The following is an 18,028-nucleotide window of genomic DNA, read 5'->3' on the forward strand; positions in this document are numbered from 1 at the left end:
ACAAAAAAGGGGACGCGGGCCGGTGCCCGCGTCCCCTTCGGCGCCGCTCCGCGGAGCGGCTTGCCGGCTTACTGCGCCGGCGCCGATGCGCCCTTGGCCGCACGATGCTGTTCCCAGCGCTCCTTCATCTTCTCGTGGCGCTGCTGCATCTGCGCGTACTGCTGCTTGAGCGCCGTGCTGACCGTGGTCTTCTGCTGGTCGTTCAGCCCGTTGTAGAACGCGAGCCACGCGGCGGACGTCTGTTCGCGCAGTTGCGCGTTCTGCTGTTCGGCCTGCTGGCGCGCGGCGTGCATCGCGTTCAGGTCGAGGATCGGCTGGTTCTGCTGCGCCTTGAACTGCTCGCGCATCTGCTCGTGGCTCTTGCGCATCGCATCACGGTTCTGCTTCATCGTGTTGACGGCCGTCTGCCATTGCTGTTCCTGCGACGCGTTGAGCTTCAGCTGGTCGTGCAGTTTCATGATCGCGCCGAACGGGCCGCCGTCGTGCCCGTGCATCTGGTGCATGCCGGGGCCGCCCGGCGGCGGCATGTCGGTGGGCGGCGCGGCATGCGCGGTGCCGAATGCGAGGGCGAGCACGGTGGCGGCCGCGATGGCCACGCGGGAAGTCTTCTTATACATTTCAGAAACTCCTTGTATCCAGAGGGTCCGGCGATGCGATACGGGGAAAGCCGCGTAACGCATCCGGTAAGACGCAGGTTAGCGATGCCGGCCCCGGCCGGTGTTACGTGGGGCGGCGGCCCGGTTACCGCGCATTACAGTTCCCTTGCGCCGTAACCCGCAGTAACCCTTTCATCCCTTTGTTTCGTTCTTCGACTCCGCCCTCGCGCGGTAAACTTCGAGCCATGACTACCCAGATCCTCATCGTCGACGACGACCAAGAACTCCGAGACCTGCTGCGCGACTATCTCGTGCGCCAGGGGATGGAAGTGTCCGTGCTGCACGACGCGGCGACGCTCGAGAAGCGTCTCGAGCGCGAGCGGCCCGACCTGATCGTGCTGGACCTGATGATGCCGGGCGTGGACGGCCTGACCGCGCTGCGCCAGTTGCGCGCGGCCGGCGACGACATTCCCGTGATCATGCTGACCGCGCGTGCGGACGACGTCGACCGCATCGTCGGGCTCGAACTCGGCGCCGACGACTACCTCGGCAAGCCGTTCAACCCGCGCGAGCTGCTCGCGCGCGTGCAGGCCGTGCTGCGCCGCCGTCGCGCGACGCCGTCGGCGGCCGCGCCCGAACAGCGCGAACCGTTCGCGTTCGGCCGCTTCGTGCTCGACTTCCAGGCGCGCACGCTGTCGGTCGACGGCAAGCCGGCGACGCTGTCGAGCAGTGAATTCGCGCTGCTGAAGATCTTCGTGAACCATGCGCTGCGCACGCTCACGCGCGAGCGGCTGCTCGAGCTGCTGCACGGGCCCGAGTACGACGGCACCGACCGCGGCATCGACGTCCAGGTGTGGCGCCTGCGCCGCATCCTCGAAACGGATCCGTCGACGCCGCGCTTCATCCAGACGGTCCGCGGGCGCGGCTACGTGTTCGTGCCCGACGGCGAGGCCCATGCGCAAACCCATTGATTCGCTGTTCGGGCGGCTCGCGCTGCTCGTCGTTGGCGTCCTGCTCCTGTCGCACTTCGCGTGGTTTTTCGCGATGCGGCTCGAGCGCAACCAGATGCAGACGCGCTACGCGGTCGAGGAGGCCGCGTTCCTGGTCGACGCGGTGCGCCAGCACGTCGAGCGCACGCCCGACCAGCCGTTGCCGTCGCGCGTGCGGCTCGTGACGCCGGACAGCGCCGACGTGCCGAACGGCGATCTGTCGAACCTGCCGGCGGCGCTCAAGCGCTTCCGCGACGATGTCAGCGAGCGGATGCCGCCCGGTACGCGCGTCGAGATCGGCGCGCCGGGCCATCCGCCGGTGCTGTGGGTCAAGGAGCCGACCGACCGCAACTGGATCGTGGTGCCCGTGCAGCCGCTGCGTCCGCCGCGCTCGCTGGACCGGATGCTGCTATGGCTCGGCACGATCTTCTCGGCCGGCGTGATCGCCGCGCTGTTCGCGGCCTGGCAGCTGCAGCAGCCGCTGCGCTCGCTCGCGCGCGCGGTCGCGCGCTTCGGTCGCGGGCAGCCGGTGCCGCCGCTGCGCGAGCGCGGCCCGCGCGAGCTGCGCCAGCTCACGCATGGCTTCAACCAGATGGTGGAACAGGTGTCGCAGGCCGACAACGACCGCGCGGTGATGCTGGCGGGCGTCGCGCACGACCTGCGCACGCCGCTTGCGCGGATGCGCCTGCGCGCGGAAATGATGGACGACGCGCGCTTGCGCGACGGCGTCGTGCGCGACGTCGACTCGATGTCGCACATCGTCGACCAGTTTCTGGTGTTTGCGCACGGCGGGTCCGATCGCAGCGAGCCGGTGCCGGTCGACCAGGCGTGCGAGCGGATCGCACGCAGCTATCGCGCGGTCGCGCCGAACGCGCCGACGGTCCAGACGCGGCTCGACGCCGATCCGGGCTTCCGGCTGCCGACGGCGACGCTCGACCGGATCCTGTCGAACCTGCTGGACAACGCGCATGCGTACGGCGCACCGCCCGTATTCGTCGAGACGGCGCGCACGCCGACCGGCTACGTGCTGGCGGTCAGCGACAGCGGCGGCGGGATTGCGCCGCGCGACCTCGCGGTCGCGACGCGGCCGTTCGTGCGGCTCGACCCCGCGCGCGGCGGCAACGGCCACAGCGGGCTCGGGCTCGCGATCGTCGAGCGGCTCGTGCTCAGGCTGGGCGGGGCGTGCGACATCGGCAACCGCCCCGAAGGCGGCCTGCGCGTCGCGATGACGTTCCCGTTCGAGGTCGTGCCGAAGGACGAACCCCACGCACAGGCCGCGTAAGCGGCTGCGGCGCCTGCCCGGGCCGGCAAGCGCCGCGCGGCATCATTCGCCGAACAGCGTGCCGAGCGTCTCGGCCGCGTTGCTGTCGATCGTGTTGTAGGTCACGGTGGTGGCCTCGAAGATGTAGACGGTCGTATAGCGGCCGAGGCGCTCCAGGATTTCCTCCTGCAGCGATTCCGGCACGACGTTCATGTTCAGGTACCACGCCGTCGACGACAGCCGCGTCTGGAACGACCCATACTCCTGCATCAGTTCGTAGAACGCGTCGGCATCCTGATCGCGGCAGACGATCACCAAGTTTCCTGCCATTCCCTTCCTCCCGCTCGTCGATCGATCCCCGGGGTCTGTTTACCTGTGGAGCGCGCATGCGTTGCCACGAGAACGGCCGCAACAGACCCCGGGGGCTAGCCCCGATCATACCCGCTTCGGCTCGTCCGGCTGTTGATGCCCGGCACGGTTTGCACCCGCGTGCCGCTGGCGGGTTCACGGCCGGCCCGGATCACGGCATAATTCGGGCCTGCATGCCGGCCGAAGGACTGCGGCCGGGCTGCTCCGTACCGTGCACCCGCCGTCCGCCCGCGCGCCGGGCACGATCCGTGCGCCGCCTGCGCGGCGGGCGCCGTCGCGCCGTCCCCGGACGGTTGTACCTGAAATACAGGTTGGTGTAGTGTCGTGCCGTCGCGGGCCGACTCGACCGCGACCGCGCGGGGCGCAGCTTGCACGCACGGCGCATTGCGCCCGCGCGAGATCGTCAGTCAATCGAATTACCGCGCCCGTGCGCTTTGCCATGAATCAACATCGACTGCCGGCTTCGTTCGGCCTTACCGGGGAGGGCGCCTGATGGACGTCGGATTCTTCAATCCGAACCGGACCGCCAACGCGTCCGCGTGGCGCGTTCTGCCGAACCGGTGGGACTTCATCGCGTTTCCGCTGATCATCTGCCTGATCGCGATGGCGGTCGTCGGCTTCCACGAAACGATGGCGCCGATCGGCGTGCTGCAGACGCAGAAGATCTCGCTCGATCCGTCGAACCTGCCCGAATACGCGTTGCGCACCACGCTGCGGATGCTGGCCGCGATGGTCGCGGCGCTCGTGTTTACGCTCGTCTACGGCACGCTCGCGGCCAAGAGCCGCCGCGCGGGCATGGTGCTGATCCCGATCCTCGACATCCTGCAGTCGGTGCCGGTGCTCGGGTTCATCTCGTTTACGGTCACGTTCTTCCTCGCGCTGTTCCCGAGCCGGGTGCTCGGCGCGGAGCTTGCGGCGATCTTCGCGATCTTCACGAGCCAGGCGTGGAACATGACGTTCAGCTTCTACCAGTCGCTGCGCACGGTGCCGCGCGATCTCGACGAAGTGTCGCGGGGCTTCCACCTGACTTCCTGGCAGCGCTTCTGGAAGCTCGAGGTGCCGTTCTCGATGCCGGGCCTGATCTGGAACATGATGATGTCGATGTCGGGCGGCTGGTTCTTCGTCGTCGCGTCGGAGGCGATCACCGTCGGCAACCAGACGATCACGCTGCCGGGGATCGGTGCGTATCTCGCGCAGGCCATCTCGGACAAGAACTTCGGCGCGATCGGCTGGGTGATCCTCACGATGACGGTCGTGATCCTCGCCTATGACCAGTTCCTGTTCCGCCCGCTCGTCGCGTGGGCCGACAAGTTCCGGATGGAGAACACGAGCTCGGGCAATGCGCCGGAGTCCTGGCTGCTCGACCTCGTGCGCCGCACGCGCCTGATCCATCAACTGCTCGTGCCGGCCGGCTGGTTCTTCGCCAAGGCGGCGCGGATTCCGCTGCGCCTGCCGCTGTCGGGCGCGATGCGCTTCACGCTGCCGCGCGTCGAGAAGAAGGCGTCGCGCACGGTCGACATCGCATGGGCGACCCTCGTGCTGATCGGCACGGCCTATATCGTGTGGCGGGTCGTCAGTTTCGTTTCGACCGGCGTGACGATGGCCGAGGTCGGTCACGTGCTCATGCTCGGGCTCATCACGCTGCTGCGCGTGGTCGTGCTGATCGCGGTCGCGTCCGTGATCTGGGTGCCGATCGGCGTGTGGGTCGGGCTGCGCCCGAGGCTGGCCGAGAAGCTGCAGCCGCTCGCGCAGTTCCTTGCCGCGTTCCCGGCCAACCTGCTGTTCCCGGTGTTCGTGATCGTGATCGCGCGCTTCCACCTGAACCCCGACATCTGGCTGTCGCCGCTGATCGTGCTCGGCACGCAGTGGTATATCCTGTTCAACGTGATCGCCGGCGCAACGTCCTACCCGAACGACTATCGCGAAGCGGCGACGAACTTCCGCATCCGCGGCTGGCAGTGGTGGCGGCAGGCGATTCTGCCCGGCATCTTCCCGTACTACGTGACCGGCGCGATCACCGCATCGGGCGGCGCGTGGAACGCGAGCATCGTGTCGGAAGCCGTGCAGTGGGGCAACACCAAGATCGAGGCGCACGGCCTCGGCGCGTACATCGCGCAAACGACCGCCGCCGGCGACTTTCCGAAGATCATCCTGGGCATCGCCGTGATGTCCCTGTTCGTCACCCTGTTCAACCGTCTGCTGTGGCGTCCGCTGTATGCCTTCGCCGAAGCGAAGCTGCGGCTCGACTGAGACCGATTGAGAGCGAAACGCGATGCACAATCCGAATGCTGTAAACGCCCCCGTCCAGACGTCCCAGCCGCCGCGCCTCGGCGAGGAAATCCTGCGCGTCGATCACGTCTGCCGCGGTTTCAACAAGACGCAGGGCGAGCTGCTCGTGCTCGACGACGCGAACCTGTCGCTGCGCGAAGGCGAGATCGTCGGGCTGCTCGGCCGTTCGGGCTCGGGCAAGTCGACGCTGCTGCGAATCATCGCCGGGCTGATCGAGCCGACCGGCGGTGAAGTGACCTACCTCGGCCAGCCGCTGCGCGGCCCGGCCGAAGGCGTCGCGATGGTGTTCCAGACCTTCGCGCTGTTTCCGTGGCTGACCGTGCTGCAGAACGTGGAGGCCGGCCTCGAAGCGCTTGGCGTCGGCGCGCGTGAGCGGCGCGAGCGCGCGCTCGCCGCGATCGACCTGATCGGTCTCGACGGTTTCGAGAACGCGTATCCGCGCGAGCTGTCGGGCGGCATGCGCCAGCGCGTCGGTTTTGCGCGCGCGCTCGTCGTCGATCCGACGATCCTGCTGATGGACGAACCGTTCTCGGCGCTCGACGTGCTGACCGCCGAAACGCTGCGTACCGACCTGCTCGACCTGTGGACGCAGGGCCGGATGCCGATCAAGTCGGTGCTGATCGTCACGCACAACATCGAGGAAGCCGTGTTCATGTGCGACCGGATTCTCGTGCTGTCGTCGAATCCGGGCCGCGTGATCGCCGAGATCAAGGTGCCGTTCAAGCACCCGCGCAACCGGCTCGATCCGGCGTTCCGCAAGCTCGTCGACGATATCTACGCGAAGATGACGGCCCGCCAGACCGGCGAGGCGACGAAGAAGGGGCTCGAGCTCGGCAGCTGGCTGCCGCAGGTGTCGACCAACCTGATGGCCGGCCTGATCGAAACGCTCGCGATGGCGCCGTACCACGGCCGCGCGGACATGCCGGAAATCGCGCGCACGCTGCATCTGGAAGTCGACGATCTGTTTCCGATCGCCGAAGTGCTGCAGTACCTCGGTTTCGCGGACGTGCGGGAAGGCGACGTGTTCCTGACGCCGCCGGGGCGCGTGTTCGCGGAATTCGGCACGCAGGAGCGCAAGCTGATGTTCGCGGATCACCTGCTGAAGCACGTGCCGCTGGCCGCACGGATCAAGAAGGTGCTGAACGAGCGCCCGGGCCATCGTGCGCCGCGTGTGCGCTTCGAGCAGGAGCTCGAGGATTCCCTGTCGGACGGCGCGGCCGAGGAAACGCTCGACGCGGTGATCGACTGGGGCCGTTACGGCGAGATCTTCTCGTACAACGATCAGACCGAGATCTTCAGCCTCGAGGACGTCGAGTCCTGATCGATCGTGCCGGGCCGTGCGGCCCGGCAGCCGCGTGCGCCGCGCCGCATGCATCACGCGCGGCGCATCGCCCAGTTACTGCAAATTGCCCCAGCGGTCGACGGCCGGTTCGGCCGACGCCCACTTCCAGTGCGTGCCTTGCTGGCACGCATTCGCGAAATACCAGTCGGCCTTGTCGCCGTCCTTCACCGAGAACGCGAATTCCTTGCACAGCGCGAGCGCCGACGAGTACGCGCGCGTGACGCGCACTTCGCCTTCGCCGTTTTCCAGCGGCAGCGTGTTCTTCACCTTCCACGGTTTCACTTCGCCGACGGCCAGGCTGCCGGCCGCCTTCGCGATCGCGTCCTGCTGGTTCTGATGGAGCTGCTTCATCGTGCGGTTGACGGCCTCGTCGGTCGCGGCCTGCACGGCAATCCCGACGCCGACGCCGACCGCCGGGTTCGCGGTGACGAGGCCCGTTGCCGCGCCGGCGAGCGCGCCGCTCGCCGCGCCGACCGACCCGCAGCCCGACAGCGTGGCCGCCGCCGCGCAAAGCGCGCCGATCGCCGCGATACGGATCGCGACGCTCATTGCAGCGCGCCCCAGCGTTCGGTTGCCGGTTCGGCCGACGCCCATTTCCACACGGGGCCGTCGCGGCAGATGGTGGCGACATAGAACGCCGATTGCGCAGCCTTGTCGGCCTTCGCGGGCGTGTCGACCGCGAACACGATTTCCTTGCAGTCGAGCGGACCGACGCTGATCGTCCGGCTGACCGTCACGCGGCCCTGCTCGTCGTCCTCGATCGGGAACGAGTGGTGCGTCGACCACGGCGCGACGCCGCCCACGTCGAGCGGGCCGGCCGCCTTCGCGATCTGTTCCTGCGTATAGCGGTGCGCGACGCGCTGCGAGTACTGGACACCCGCACGCGCGCCGGCCACGGCGCCGAGGCCGATGCCCGTCGCGACGGCGGCGTTGTTGGTGACCTTGGAAGCGATCGCGGCGCCCGCGATACCGGCACCGGCTGTCGCGCCTTCGCTGTACAGCGAGTTGCAGCCGGACAGCAGTGCAGCCGTGGCGAGTGCGGCCAGCACGACGCGCGCCGGCATGGCCCGGCGCGACAATTCGAAACGAGTGTTCATCCCTGAATGCAAGTCCTGTCTGGGTGAGCGGCGACGCATGCGCGCCCCATGCCGCGTCATTGTTTCGCAATTGTCATAGGAAAAATGCAAAGCTTTGACAAATCGCCGGACGGCATGCCGCGCGTGCGCGCGGCGCTATTTTCGGACAGGTGGCTGACGAGGGGTCGAAACGTTACAAATTGAAGGTAATTGTTACCTTGGCGCGCAAGGAACCGACCTAGACTGTTTTGTTATGGAATGTTTCTACGACGGCTTCGAGCCGCACCGCATATGAGACACCCAGCCATGCGCCGTTCGAAACGGTTTTCGCACCGGCCACCCGACGCGGGAGCAGACCAACCGCGTCCGCACACCGACGCACCATCCGCACCGCCTGCCGGCGCGCCCGGCGAGACGCCGTCCGACGGCGATCACAACCAGGGCGGCGCCCGCCCGGAAGGGCTCGACTATCAACGCGACCTCGGCCAGGAGCAGGACGCTTGATCCCGTCGTCGCATTCCGCTGCCGCATTTCATTGCATTTCTCGGAACTGAATCGCCGCGCGGCCGCCGTCGGGCAGCCGCGTCCGCCTTGGCGCGCGCGCCGCGCCAGCCAATCGAATCGAGGAGGGGAAGCCGCATGGGCAGATTGATCGTGGTATCGAACCGTGTCGCCGCCGGCGAGGACACGCGCCCGAGCGCGGGCGGCCTCGCCGTCGGCGTGATGGACGCGCTGAAGGAAACGGGCGGCGTCTGGTTCGGCTGGAACGGCGAGATCGTCGGTGCACCGGACGCCGAGCCCGCGATCCAGCGGGACGGCAACGTGACCTACGCGACGGTCGGGCTGACCCGGCGTGACTACGACCAGTACTACCGCGGCTTCTCGAACGCGACGCTGTGGCCGGTGTTCCATTACCGCGGCGATCTTGCGCGCTTCGACCGGCAGGAGTACGCAGGGTATCTGCGCGTGAACGCGATGCTCGCGAAGCAGCTCGCCGCGCTGCTGCGGCCCGACGACCTGATCTGGGTACACGACTACCATCTGCTGCCGTTCGCGCATTTCCTGCGCGAGCTCGGCGTGAAGAACCCGATCGGCTTCTTCCTGCACATCCCGTTTCCGTCGCCCGACATGCTGCGCCTCGTGCCGCCGCACGAGGAACTCGTGAAGTTCATGTGCGCGTACGACGTCGCGGGCTTCCAGACCGATGCCGACAAGCAGGCGTTCACCGACTACGTCGAGCGGCGCGGCATAGGCGCGGCGAGCGACGACGGGATGCTGCACGCGCACGGCCGCGTCGTGAAGGTCGCCGCCTATCCGATCGGCGTGCATCCGGACGCGATTGCGCAGGCGGCCGTCCAGTACGGCGCGCGCAAGCCGGTGAAGATGCTGCGCGAGGCGCTCGACGGCCGCAAGCTCGTGATGAGCGTCGACCGCCTCGATTATTCGAAGGGGCTCGTCGAGCGCTTCCAGTCGTTCGAGCGGATGCTCGCGAACGCGCCGGGCTGGCAGGGGCGCGTGTCGCTCGTGCAGATCGCTCCACCGACGCGTTCCGACGTGCAGACCTACCAGGACATCCGCGAAACGCTCGAAGGCGAAGCCGGACGCATCAACGGCCGTTTTTCGCAGCTCGACTGGACGCCGATCCAGTACCTGAACCGCAAGTACGAGCGCAACCTGCTGATGGCGTTCTTCCGGATGTCGCAGGTCGGCTACGTGACGCCGCTGCGCGACGGGATGAATCTCGTCGCGAAGGAGTACGTCGCGTCGCAGGATCCGGCCGATCCGGGCGTGCTCGTGCTGTCGGAGTTCGCGGGCGCGGCGGCCGAGCTGACCGGCGCGCTTCTCGTCAATCCGTACGACCTGTCGCAGATGGCCGAGGCGCTCGAGCGCGCGCTGTCGATGCCGCTCGCGGAGCGCCAGGCGCGTCACGAGGAGAACCTCGCGCGGCTGCGGGAGAACGACCTGTCGGTCTGGCGCGATACGTTCGTCGCCGACTTGCGCAGTGTCGCGGCGGCCGTATCGGTCACGCAGCGCGCGGGCCGGCGGGTCGCGCATGCGTGAGTTCGCGCAGGGAGCCGGGGCCGAGCGCGAAGACGCTACCGACGACGCCACCGGCCGTTTCTTCGTTGTGACGGGCGGCCCGGGCTCGGGCAAGAGCACGTTGCTCGACGCGCTCGAGCGCGCCGGTTTCGCGCGCTCGCAGGAGGCCGGGCGAGGCGTGATCCGCGACCAGGTGGCCGTCGACGGCCACGCGCTGCCGTGGCGCGACCCGGCCGCGTTCGCCGAGCTGATGCTGAGCTGGGAGATGCGCTCGTACCATCTCGCGCGGCATGCGCGCGGGCCCGTGTTCTTCGACCGCGGCGTGCCGGACGTGGTCGGCTATTTGCGGCTGACGGGGCTGGCCGTGCCCGCGCACGCGGAAGCCGCGGCGCGCCGTTTCCGTTATCACCGGCGCGTGTTCATCGCGCCGCCCTGGCCGGACATCTATGCGCAGGACACCGAGCGCCGGCAGGATTTCGCGGAAGCCGTGCGCACCTACGACGCGATGGTCGATTGCTATACGTCGTACGGGTACCGGCTGATCGAGTTGCCGCGCGTGAGCGTGAAGGCGCGCGTGCGCTTCGTGATGGACGCGCTCGACGCCGCCTGACGCGCGGGGGCGCCGGTGGGGGCGGCGCGCGTTGGTGTCAGGCCGCCGCGTCCGGCCGCGGCGACGCGATGCGCAGCATGCTCACGACCGCGGCCACCGCCGCGAAGGCCGTGGCGACATAAAGCGCGACCGTCGGCCCGCGATCGGGCGCGAGCCCGAAAATCAGCGCGACGAGCGCGGCGCCGAGCGTCTGGCCCGTCAGTCGCGCGGTGCTCAGCATGCCGCCGGCGCCGCCGCTGCGCTCGCGCGGCGCCGACGACAGCATCGCGCGGTTGTTCGGCGACTGGAACAGCCCGAAGCCTGCGCCGCACAGCGCCATCCGCCACACGATGTCGACGGTGCCCGGGTGCGCGCCGATCGTCGCGAGCGACAGCAGCCCGGCCGCGAACAGCGCGAGCCCGATCCCGCCGAGGATGCCGGCCGAATAGCGGTCCGACAGCACGCCCGCGAGCGGCGCGGCGAACACGATCACGAGCGGCCACGGCGTCATGTACAGGCCGGTCTCGACCTGCGAGAAGCCGAGCGAATTCTGCAGCCAGAACGGCAGCGCGACGAACGCGAGCATCTGCGACGTGAACGACGCCGTCGACGTATAGACCGACAGTGCGAACATCGGGATGCGCATCAGGTCGACGGGCAAAAGCGGCGCCGGCTGCGACAGTTGGCGTTTCACGAAGAAGTAGCCGACGACGAACGCGACGATCAGCTCGGCCGCGACGTACACATGACGTTCGCCGTGGCCGAGCCCGTCGACGGCCGTGATCAGCAGGCCGAACACGCACGCGTTCATCAGCGCGCTCGGGAAATCGTACGGCGCGTCGTGCAGCGGGTTGGCCGGCAGCGCGCGCAGGCTGCCGAGTACCGCGGCGATGCCGATCGGCACGTTGACCGCGAACAGCCACGGCCACGACGCGAACGACAGGATCGCGGACGCGACCGTCGGCCCGATCGCCGACGACAGCGCGACCACCATCGCATTGATCGACAACCCGCGCCCGAGCATCGACGACGGGTAGATCATCCGCACGAGCGCCGCGTTGACGCTCATGATGCCGGCCGCGCCGAAGCCCTGGATCACGCGCATCACGGCCAGCGTCGGCAGCGAGCCGGCGAGCGCGCAGCCGAGCGACGCCGCGGTGAACAGCGCGAGCCCGGCGATGTAGATGCGGCGATAGCCGATGCGCTCGCCGAGCGACGCGAGCGGCAGCAGCGTGATCGTGACCGCGAGCTGGTACGCGTTGACGATCCAGATCGACGCGGCGTCGGATGCGTGCAGGTCGCGCGCGATGGTCGGCAGTGCGACGTTCGCGATCGCGCCGTCGAGCACGGCGAGCGTGATGCCCAGTGCGACGCAGACGATCGCCCAGTAGCGTTGCGGAAGCGGCAGGCCGGTATCGGCGTTCATGGCTGGAGCGAAAGCGTGGTTGTCCGCGCGCCCGGTTGCCGGTTGCGTGCGCAACCATGCGAAAGGGCGGAGGCGGCGATGAACGGCCCGGCCCGCGCGGCTGCGCCGGACCGGGGCCGGTCGAGTGTATCACCGGGCCGCATTGCGCGACGCCGGCGCGCGCGGCTGCCGGCCGGCGCGGGCACTCAGCCTTCGAAGTCGAGGCCGCCGAGCCGCATGAGCGGGTCGGCCTGCGTGCGCGACGCGAGATCGATGTCGCGCGCGCCCTGCCACGCGCCCAGCTTTTTCGGCAGCGCGGCAAGGTAGTGCTCGAAGCGCTGCGGGCCGTCCGGCTCCATCAGCCGCTCGATTTCATCGGTGTCCCAGGTCAGCTCGAGATTCAGCGGATGCACGAAGCCGCTCACATGCTCGTGCGGCGCGCTGCGGATCTGTACGCGCGTCGGGTGCCCGTGCCCGCCGTACGGGACGACGTCGGTCAGCACGTGATCGGTGAAGAAGGCGGCGATTGCCTGCGCGATGCGCGGCGCGAATTCGGTATCGAAACGGCGGGCGGTTTCGGGCTGCATGAAGGCGTCTCCTGTGTGCCGAAAATCGTAGCACGGCGGCGATGCGATTCGGTGTGCGTGATACGCGTAATGGCGCGTTACCACTTGCTGCATCTATTACGGCCGCGTGCCGCCACAATGCATCGCATCCAGTACCACTTCGCGTGGGAGTCCATCATGAAAAAGATTGCCGCAGTGTGTGTCCTCGCCGGTTCGCTCGCCGTGGCGGGCCCGGCGTCAGCGCATGGCCGCGACGGCGGCGCCGTCATCGGCGCGTTGATCGGCGGCGCGGTGCTGGGCGCGATCGTGACGTCCGCGATGAATCCGCCCGTCGCGTACCAGGCGCCCGTCTACCAGGCACCGGCCTATCAGCCGCCGACGTACTATCAGGCGCCTGCGTACCAGCAGCCTGCCTATCCGACCTACCAGCAGGCGGAGTATCAGGACGACGGCCCGAACTATTGCTACGACCGCTACCAGCGCGCGTATGTGTGCGGTGCGCCGGTGTCGCGCGGCTATGCGCAGCCGGCCGGGTGGTAAGCGGGCACGCATGTGGCGTGTGGGCAGGGCGGCGCGGGATTGCTGATATCGCCTGACTTCCGGTACGCCTGACGACAAAAGGCCCTCGCGGTGATGCGAGGGCCTTGTTTTTTTTACGGCCGTCTATCGGCTTGTAGCAACCACGGGCGGGCCGTGCGTGGATACAAACGGTTGCAATTGCGTCAGTGGCGATGACCGCCGCCGTTGCCCTGGCCGCGCCCGCCGCCGCCGTCGTTCCAGTCGGCGCGGCGTCCGTCGCCGCGGCCCCAGCCGCCGTGACGGGCGCGCTCGCCGCGGTCGCGATCCCAGCCGCCGCGGTCGTGATCCCAGCCTCGGCGGTCGCGATCCCAGTCGCGCCCGCCGCCACCGCCCCAGATGTTGACCGTGCCGTACACGGGCGACGGCGCGTAGGCCGGGCCGTACGCGTAGCCCGGATCGGAATAGTAGGTCGATCCGTAGCCGTATCCGGCGTCCGGCCCGACGACGCAGCCGGCCAGCAGGGCGGTGACGCCGGCGGCAGCAATGAGCTTCAGCATGATGATCTCCGTTGGTTTCCGTATAAGTACCGCGCACGGGGATTGCCGGCTGTTTGCAATTGTGTCGTGAAATTACAGCGCCGTAAGGTCTTGCGACGAAAGTGTTAGCATCCGGAGCTCATTTGTTTTTCAGGAGCACATCGATGAAATTCGCGATCCGGGCCGCGCTGGCCGCTTTCTGCGTCACGACTGCCGCCGCGTGCGTGGCTGGCCCCGCATCGACGGCCGCCGTGCCGGCCGAGTCGATCAAGATGTTTCCGCAAGCAGCGGCCGGCCAGCAGCGCGCCGTGATCGCGCTGCCCGCGCTCGAGAACGAGGGCGATGCGCGCGTCGAGCTGATGATCGGCAAGACGCTGCAGACCGACTGCAACCAGCAGTGGTTCGGCGGCGAGCTGACCGCCGAGGACGTGAAGGGCTGGGGTTATACGTACTACCGGCTCACCGACGTGAAGGGGCCGGCGTCGACGCTGATGGCGTGCCCGGGCCAGGCGCCGCAGCAACGGTTCGTGCAGGTGCGCGGCGACGGCCAACTGCTGCGCTACAACAGCCGCCTGCCGCTCGTCGTGTATGTGCCGGACGGCTTCGAGGTGCGCTATCGCGTGTGGCATGCGTCGAAGGATGTGCAGCACGCGGCGAAGCAGTAACGTAGCGGCTCGCGCGGCTTCGGCGTCCTGCGGCTAGACGCCGCTCGCGCCGACGAGCGCCGGCCACGCGGCCAGCGCGGCCTGCGCGATCGCTTCCAGATCGCGACGGCTCGCGCCGTCGCGCGCCTGGATCGACATCCCCTGTTGAACCGTCACGTAGTACCGAGCGATTGCATCGAGGTTCGCGTGTGCCGCGATCTCGCCGGTCGCGACACCTTGCCTGAGGCGCTCGCGCAACGCATCGACCGTGCTTTCGCGCATCGCGATCAGCGTTTGCCGGACGGTGTCGGAACGCTCGGCCGGGTGCAGCGCCGACAGCACGATCAGGCAGCCGGCCGGCTTCGAGCGCCGCGTGAACACGCGCGCGGTATCCATCAGGTAGTTCCGCATGGCGTCGTGCGCGCTGCCGGCCTGTTCGACGCCGTCCCAGATTTCCCGTCCCTCCGTTGCGCGGTAGTGCTCGAGCGCCTGCCGGAACAACGCTTCCTTGCTGCCGAACGCCGCATACAGGCTCGGTGACGCAATGCCCATCGCGGCCGTCAGGTCCGCCATCGACGCACCCTCGTAGCCGAGCCGCCAGAACACCTCCATTGCGCGATCCAGCGCCGCTTCCTTGTCGAAGCTTCTCGGTCGGCCCCGTTCAGCCATTGCATCCATCCCTTCGTCGATATCTGTATCGATCGATAAAATAATTCAATTGACAGCGCCGCGCAACGTGCCACATTCTGTGTCGACCGTTACATAAATAAGGAAAGGAACGAACATGAATCGACTTCAGGGCAAGCGTGCACTGATCACGGGCGGCAGCCGCGGCATTGGTGCGGCCATCGCTAAACGGCTGGCGGCCGATGGCGCGGACGTCGCGATCACTTACGAAAAATCGGCTGAGCGGGCGCAGGCCGTCGTCGCCGGTATCGAGGCGCTGGGTCGGCGCGCCGTCGCGATCCAGGCCGACAGTGCCGATCCGGTGGCGGTGCGCAACGCGGTCGATCGTGCCGCGGAGGCGTTCGGCGGTCTCGACATCCTCGTGAACAACGCGGGGATCTTCCGCGCAGGCGCGCTGGACGACCTCACGCTCGACGATATCGACGCGACGCTGAACGTGAACGTGCGCGCGGTGATCGTCGCGTCGCAGGCGGCGGCGCGGCATCTCGGGGAGGGTGGGCGCATCGTGTCGACCGGCAGTTGCCTCGCGACGCGCGTGCCCGATGCGGGGATGAGCCTCTATGCGGCGAGCAAGGCCGCGCTGATCGGCTGGACGCAGGGGCTCGCGCGCGATCTCGGGCCGCGCGGCATCACGGTCAACATCGTGCATCCGGGGTCGACGGATACCGACATGAATCCGGCCGACGGCGAACATGCCGGTGCGCAGCGTTCGCGGATGGCGATTCCGCAGTACGGCAAGGCCGATGACGTGGCGGCGCTCGTTGCGTTCGTCGTCGGGCCGGAAGGGCGGTCGATCAACGGGACCGGGTTGACGATCGATGGTGGCGCGAACGCGTAAATGGCGATGCCCGGCGTGATTTGGCCGGGCGGCGTTGCGTTCGTTATCGGCAGCCGAGCCGTTGATGCTCGGTTTCCAGGTCGGCCCGCTTGTCGTAAGCGCGCAGTTCGTTGCGCGGCTTGCCGTCCGGGCCGATTCCGCGCACGATTTTCTGGCCGCGGTCGGGTGCATGCGTTACAGCGTCGATGCCGGCGGCCAGTTCCCGGCAGCGTGCGTCCGGGGACGCGCTTTCCGGGCGCGGCGCTGCCGCGCCGGTGACGTTGGCGATGCCCGGGCTGACATAGCGCTGCTTCGCGTGCGCGGTGCCGGATGCGGTGCCGGTATCGGCGGCGTTCGCCGTGCCGGTCAGGGTCGAAAGCGCGGCCAGTGCCGCGATCGTTCGAATCATGGTCGGGTCCTTGGGTCCGTTGTACATGCAAAGGTTCGGGATTCTACGCAATGCCCGATGCGTGTCCGGGGCGATCGGGCAAAGTGCGATCGCATGTCGCATGTCATCGAAATGAATTGGAGAGGATCGCCGACGGTTTGTGCGTGAGGCGCACAGCGCGGCGGGGCGGGCGAAGGAGTTCATTTACAAAAACGCCGGGCGTACTTACGATGAGGCCACCTCGGGCTCGCAAGAAATCGTATGCGTACAGTCGATCGAGTGATGCTTGCCGCGCTTTGTCTTGGCGTCACTGCGTGCGGCGGCGACAATGCTGCGCCGGCAACGCAGACGGTTGCGAGTACACCTACATCCGCCGCTGAGCCTGCCAGTGCGGCATCCGGCACGACGCCTTCATCGACGAATCCCACCAGCCCGGCGCCGACGGCCAGTCCGGCCGGCGCGACGCTTTCGCCCACCCCTGGCGCAAATCCTGTTCTCGTCGCCGACGTGACGGTCTTTCCGGCCGCCGACGGCAGCGATCAGGCCGACGCGCTGCAAAAGGCATTCGACAGCCTGAAGGCGGGCCAGCGCCTGGTCATCGCGCCGGGCCGCTACGTCGTCGGGCATTCGCTCGCGGTGACCGTGCCCCGGGTGGTGGTTTCCGGATACGGCGCGACGCTGGCCGCCACGAATCCGGCCGACCAGACGATCGTGATGAGCGGCGCCGGCTCGACGCTCGTGGGCGTGACGCTGGCCGGCACCGGCACGACGCGGCTCACGACGCCGGCTTCGACCAAGGTCGAGGTGACGGGGGCGGGCGTCCAGGTGCTTCGCGTGACGATCGACGGCGGCGCCAGTGGCGGAATCTTCGTGTTCGGCGGCAGCGGCGTTGCGATCGTCGGCAATACGGTTCGTGCGACGCTGGCCGACGGCATCCACACGACCTACGGTTCGACCAACGTGCTCTTGCAGAACAATACGGTGACGGGCACCGGCGACGACCTGATCGCCGTCGTCAGCTATGTCGGCGACGGCCGCGTCAACAGCAATGTGCTGATCGACCATAACGCGGTGTCCGGCAACGCATGGGGGCGCGGCATTTCGGTGGTCGGCGGCCAGGCCGTGACGATCTCGAACAATACGGTCGACGGCGTGCAGAAGGCGGCCGGCATCCTGGTTGCACAGGAGGACAGTTGGAAGACCTACGGCGTGTCGAACGTCGTGATCACCGGCAATGTCGTGGCCAACATCCAGAATTCGAATGTGAACAACGGGTTGCAGCCGACGCAGCAGGCGGCGATCGAGCTCGACACGTGGACGGGAACGGTCACGGACGTCGCGGTGACCGGCAACCGTGTATCGGGGGCCGGTTATGCGGGTTTCCGGGCGTATGGAAACGTGTGCTCGTTCAGCGTGACGGGTAACACATTCTCGTCGATCGCCGGCTCACCGGTGTCGCTGCTGTCGAGTGGTTGTGCGGCGAGCCAGATCGTCGTCGATGCGAACCGGCTGGGCGACGGCAGCGTGCTGGCAAGGCCGTCAGGGGCGTCGGCGACGGGGGCGCTTACCGTAACGGGGGCGGATGCGAGTCTTATGCCGCAGGTGCGGACGGGGGTGATGTGAGGAGCGGGGGACTGGGTGCGGTCGCCTGACGGCGTTCTGCGTGCGCGGTTCCGGCAGGTCGAGTCCGACGGCAAGTCGTAAACAGGGGCGCGTGCGGGAAATTTTCTGGTCCCCGACAGAATTCATGTTTGCTTTTCAGTAAATGGTTTGCGCGCTATACAACGGATTTGTGCCCCCAAAAGTGCCCCTGAAAGGAGCTGCTGAAGAAACGGGGGTGAATCGTGGCACCGATTCGGTGCCCTCGCGTGTAGCTCGTTCGGGCAATACGCGAAGCACATGCAAGTCGCCATCC

20 protein-coding genes are annotated in these 18,028 nt (G+C 68.0%); 11 read left to right on the plus strand and 9 right to left on the minus strand.

Annotated features, from left to right (window positions below; translation table 11 throughout):
• Positions 1-68: 68 nt before the first annotated feature.
• Positions 69-617: a Spy/CpxP family protein refolding chaperone gene (locus tag ACM6JT_RS29150; RefSeq protein ID WP_034184768.1), complete on the minus strand. Its 549-nt coding sequence runs from the start codon at positions 615-617 to the stop codon at positions 69-71.
• 224 nt (positions 618-841) lie between these two features.
• On the opposite strand from ACM6JT_RS29150, the gene ACM6JT_RS29155 reads away from it, so the two are divergent.
• A complete protein-coding gene (locus ACM6JT_RS29155; RefSeq protein ID WP_009693256.1) occupies positions 842-1,567 on the plus strand; it encodes a response regulator in 726 nt (241 codons plus the stop codon).
• Complete coding sequence (locus ACM6JT_RS29160) at positions 1,551-2,867, plus strand: ATP-binding protein (RefSeq protein ID WP_105392925.1); 1,317 nt, start codon at positions 1,551-1,553, stop codon at positions 2,865-2,867. The genes ACM6JT_RS29155 and ACM6JT_RS29160 overlap by 17 nt, the downstream gene beginning before the upstream one ends.
• Before the next feature lie 42 nt (positions 2,868-2,909).
• Here the strand turns inward: ACM6JT_RS29160 and ACM6JT_RS29165 are convergent, their stop codons facing one another.
• Complete coding sequence (locus ACM6JT_RS29165; protein ID WP_011545926.1) at positions 2,910-3,176, minus strand: hypothetical protein; 267 nt, start codon at positions 3,174-3,176, stop codon at positions 2,910-2,912.
• Positions 3,177-3,707: 531 nt separating this feature from the next.
• On the opposite strand from ACM6JT_RS29165, the gene ACM6JT_RS29170 reads away from it, so the two are divergent.
• Together ACM6JT_RS29170 and ACM6JT_RS29175 are read left to right on the plus strand one after the other, a co-directional pair.
• Positions 3,708-5,465: an ABC transporter permease gene (locus tag ACM6JT_RS29170; protein WP_034184770.1), complete on the plus strand. Its 1,758-nt coding sequence runs from the start codon at positions 3,708-3,710 to the stop codon at positions 5,463-5,465.
• 22 nt (positions 5,466-5,487) lie between these two features.
• Positions 5,488-6,825, plus strand: a complete 1,338-nt coding sequence (locus ACM6JT_RS29175; protein ID WP_034184771.1) for an AAA-associated domain-containing protein — start codon at positions 5,488-5,490, stop codon at positions 6,823-6,825.
• 75 nt (positions 6,826-6,900) lie between these two features.
• Here the strand turns inward: ACM6JT_RS29175 and ACM6JT_RS29180 are convergent, their stop codons facing one another.
• Both ACM6JT_RS29180 and ACM6JT_RS29185 read right to left on the minus strand, forming a co-directional pair.
• On the minus strand, positions 6,901-7,395 hold the full coding sequence (locus ACM6JT_RS29180; RefSeq protein WP_175749798.1) for a hypothetical protein: 495 nt from the start codon (positions 7,393-7,395) through the stop codon (positions 6,901-6,903).
• A complete protein-coding gene (locus ACM6JT_RS29185) occupies positions 7,392-7,982 on the minus strand; it encodes a hypothetical protein (protein WP_235212583.1) in 591 nt (196 codons plus the stop codon). Before ACM6JT_RS29185 ends, ACM6JT_RS29180 begins: the two co-directional genes overlap by 4 nt.
• Positions 7,983-8,228: 246 nt before the next feature.
• On the opposite strand from ACM6JT_RS29185, the gene ACM6JT_RS29190 reads away from it, so the two are divergent.
• The 3 genes from ACM6JT_RS29190 to ACM6JT_RS29200 all read left to right on the plus strand — a co-directional run bounded on the left by ACM6JT_RS29190 (position 8,229) and on the right by ACM6JT_RS29200 (position 10,572).
• A complete protein-coding gene (locus ACM6JT_RS29190) occupies positions 8,229-8,426 on the plus strand; it encodes a hypothetical protein (protein ID WP_105393780.1) in 198 nt (65 codons plus the stop codon).
• A gap of 135 nt (positions 8,427-8,561) precedes the next feature.
• A complete protein-coding gene (otsA, locus tag ACM6JT_RS29195; RefSeq protein ID WP_414857756.1) occupies positions 8,562-9,983 on the plus strand; it encodes an alpha,alpha-trehalose-phosphate synthase (UDP-forming) in 1,422 nt (473 codons plus the stop codon).
• A complete protein-coding gene (locus tag ACM6JT_RS29200) occupies positions 9,976-10,572 on the plus strand; it encodes an AAA family ATPase (protein WP_034184776.1) in 597 nt (198 codons plus the stop codon). The genes otsA and ACM6JT_RS29200 overlap by 8 nt, the downstream gene beginning before the upstream one ends.
• A gap of 37 nt (positions 10,573-10,609) precedes the next feature.
• On the opposite strand, the gene ACM6JT_RS29205 is transcribed toward ACM6JT_RS29200, so the two are convergent.
• The gene (locus ACM6JT_RS29205; protein WP_414857757.1) at positions 10,610-11,977 is read right to left on the minus strand and encodes an MFS transporter; all 1,368 of its coding nucleotides are present in this window, start codon (positions 11,975-11,977) and stop codon (positions 10,610-10,612) included.
• A gap of 185 nt (positions 11,978-12,162) precedes the next feature.
• Positions 12,163-12,543, minus strand: coding sequence for a DUF5594 family protein (locus ACM6JT_RS29210; protein ID WP_414857758.1), 381 nt, complete (start codon positions 12,541-12,543; stop codon positions 12,163-12,165).
• A gap of 117 nt (positions 12,544-12,660) precedes the next feature.
• On the opposite strand from ACM6JT_RS29210, the gene ACM6JT_RS29215 reads away from it, so the two are divergent.
• Positions 12,661-13,062, plus strand: coding sequence for a hypothetical protein (locus ACM6JT_RS29215; RefSeq protein WP_034184779.1), 402 nt, complete (start codon positions 12,661-12,663; stop codon positions 13,060-13,062).
• A 182-nt stretch (positions 13,063-13,244) separates the two neighbouring features.
• On the opposite strand, the gene ACM6JT_RS29220 is transcribed toward ACM6JT_RS29215, so the two are convergent.
• Complete coding sequence (locus tag ACM6JT_RS29220) at positions 13,245-13,598, minus strand: hypothetical protein (RefSeq protein WP_414857759.1); 354 nt, start codon at positions 13,596-13,598, stop codon at positions 13,245-13,247.
• 143 nt (positions 13,599-13,741) lie between these two features.
• On the opposite strand from ACM6JT_RS29220, the gene eco reads away from it, so the two are divergent.
• Positions 13,742-14,242, plus strand: coding sequence for a serine protease inhibitor ecotin (gene eco / locus ACM6JT_RS29225; protein ID WP_034184781.1), 501 nt, complete (start codon positions 13,742-13,744; stop codon positions 14,240-14,242).
• A gap of 33 nt (positions 14,243-14,275) precedes the next feature.
• Here the strand turns inward: eco and ACM6JT_RS29230 are convergent, their stop codons facing one another.
• A complete protein-coding gene (locus ACM6JT_RS29230) occupies positions 14,276-14,890 on the minus strand; it encodes a TetR/AcrR family transcriptional regulator (protein WP_175749795.1) in 615 nt (204 codons plus the stop codon).
• A 115-nt stretch (positions 14,891-15,005) separates the two neighbouring features.
• Between ACM6JT_RS29230 and ACM6JT_RS29235 the strand changes: the two genes are divergently transcribed.
• Positions 15,006-15,746, plus strand: coding sequence for an SDR family NAD(P)-dependent oxidoreductase (locus ACM6JT_RS29235; protein WP_034184783.1), 741 nt, complete (start codon positions 15,006-15,008; stop codon positions 15,744-15,746).
• A 43-nt stretch (positions 15,747-15,789) separates the two neighbouring features.
• Here the strand turns inward: ACM6JT_RS29235 and ACM6JT_RS29240 are convergent, their stop codons facing one another.
• Positions 15,790-16,317 carry a hypothetical protein gene (locus tag ACM6JT_RS29240; RefSeq protein ID WP_414857760.1) on the minus strand — a complete coding sequence of 176 codons (528 nt, stop codon included), beginning with the start codon at positions 16,315-16,317 and terminating at the stop codon, positions 15,790-15,792.
• Positions 16,318-16,395: 78 nt separating this feature from the next.
• Here ACM6JT_RS29240 and ACM6JT_RS29245 point away from each other — a divergent pair, with 78 nt between their 5' ends.
• Positions 16,396-17,736, plus strand: a complete 1,341-nt coding sequence (locus ACM6JT_RS29245; protein ID WP_414857774.1) for a right-handed parallel beta-helix repeat-containing protein — start codon at positions 16,396-16,398, stop codon at positions 17,734-17,736.
• Positions 17,737-18,028: the final 292 nt, after the last annotated feature.

The sequence above is a fragment of the Burkholderia sp. IT-111MI5 genome (assembly GCF_949752865.1).
GTDB classification, from domain to species: domain Bacteria; phylum Pseudomonadota; class Gammaproteobacteria; order Burkholderiales; family Burkholderiaceae; genus Burkholderia; species Burkholderia pyrrocinia_C.